1 protein-coding gene is annotated in these 1,663 nt (G+C 57.4%); it reads left to right on the top strand.

Annotated elements, in window-relative coordinates; translation table 11 throughout:
• Positions 1–636: 636 nt before the first annotated feature.
• Positions 637–1,663, top strand: a 1,027-nt coding sequence (locus tag ABX749_RS32025; RefSeq protein WP_372899614.1) for a DUF1559 domain-containing protein, incomplete at its 3' end; no start/stop codon positions are given.

Genomic DNA, 1,663 nt, shown 5'->3' with positions numbered 1-1,663 from the left:
TAAACAGGCGGTTTCGTCGTCGCGCTGTCTTGGTCTTTTCTGCCAACCGAGTCCTTGGGTGGCCCCAAGACAGCGCCCCAAGACGGCGGCCGTGTCAATCCTTGTTGATTTCACGGCCCTTCTTGATCTCATGGCGATGGGGACGTCCCCACGCCGGCTCGATCGCGGCTGAAGTCAATCAATGATCAGCCGATTCGCTTCGACGGGCCAAATCGAAGCGGTTCGTTGCGACTCGAAATCGGTCGCGACTTTTCTTTGCAGTGGACGAATGACGCGAGCGGGCTGTCGATTGTCGCCCGCATGTGTGAGCAAGGGGCCACGCGGCGCCCCTCGCTCAGGCGCCGGGCTAAATACATCGCGCTGAATTCATCACATTGACTAAATCGATAGCCCGCGAGCGTGTGAATGCGTTGATGCAGGGCAAAAGTGGAGGGGTGTGTGAAAAACTCGCCCCTCTGCAGGGCTTTGGGCTACCCACTGTTTTGCCGTTTTTTCGCGAATTGTGAACAATTGATGTCTTATTCTTCACTCCGATTCCGCGAGATAGGGGTAAACTGGCCTGCTCTAGACACAATTAGTGTCATTTGATCATCCCTTTTTCCTTTTCCCCTCTCTCTCTTTTCCAGGAGACCGTAAATGGTTCGTCGGAAATCGTTGACGAGTGGTTTCACGCTTGTGGAACTGTTGGTCGTCATTGCCATTATTGGTATTCTCGTTGGTCTGCTGCTTCCAGCAGTCCAAGCGGCTCGCGAAGCCGCACGTCGTATGAGCTGTAGCAATAACTTCAAGCAAATCGGCTTGGCGCTGCAGAACTATCACTCTGCCTACAAGCAGAATCCCGTCAACAACGGCGGTACCGGGCTGGGTCACAATGCAGGTGGAACGCGAGTCGGTTCTTGGTGGGAAGGCTCGGTGACCACCAACAATGAAGAGTTGAGCGCAATGGTCGGCTTGACGCCGTTCATGGAGCCGCAACCGATCTGGGACCAGATCACTGCGGGTGGATCTGCAACAACGGACGGTTCGACACCGAACACGCCGACCGGTCTGTGGTCTCCGATGGGACCCAACCCGCGGCATGACCGCGGTGATCGAACCGACCGATTCATTCCCTGGGCGACTGAGATCCCCACCCTTCGCTGCCCCAGCGACCCGGGAACCGGACGCCCCGGTCGTGGACGAACCAACTACGCCGCTTGCGTCGGTGACTCGTTCAGCCAGGTTTGGGACAACGGTCCCAAAGAAGGCAACTTGTCTCCACCGCCAGATGATTGGCGCCCGATTTGGTTTAGCGCCGCTGATCGTGGATACTTTTCCCGCAAACGCGCGACCAAGTTCCGCGACGTTTTGGACGGCTTGTCCAACACCATCGCGATGGCCGAAATCGTGACCGACTTGGGCGACCGCGACAAACGTGGATCGCTCTCGATCACCAACGGTGGTTGGGTTGTCGAGAAGAATCCGCTGCACTGCGTCGAAGCCAATCAGCTTCTGCCCGACTCGCCGCTGTTTTGGTGTGACGATGCCTCACTGTGTACGCCGCCACCGATTGTCGCCGAGAACACCAACGGTCGTGGCATGAACTGGGCGTGGGCCTCGATGGGCATGACGATGGTCAACACCATCCGACCGCCGAACTCGGAAGTCTGCTTCAATGGCTGGC

Source organism: Stieleria sp. (assembly GCF_041595215.1).
GTDB lineage: Bacteria > Planctomycetota > Planctomycetia > Pirellulales > Pirellulaceae > Stieleria > Stieleria magnilauensis.
This window is presented reverse-complemented; position numbering and strand designations above follow the sequence as displayed.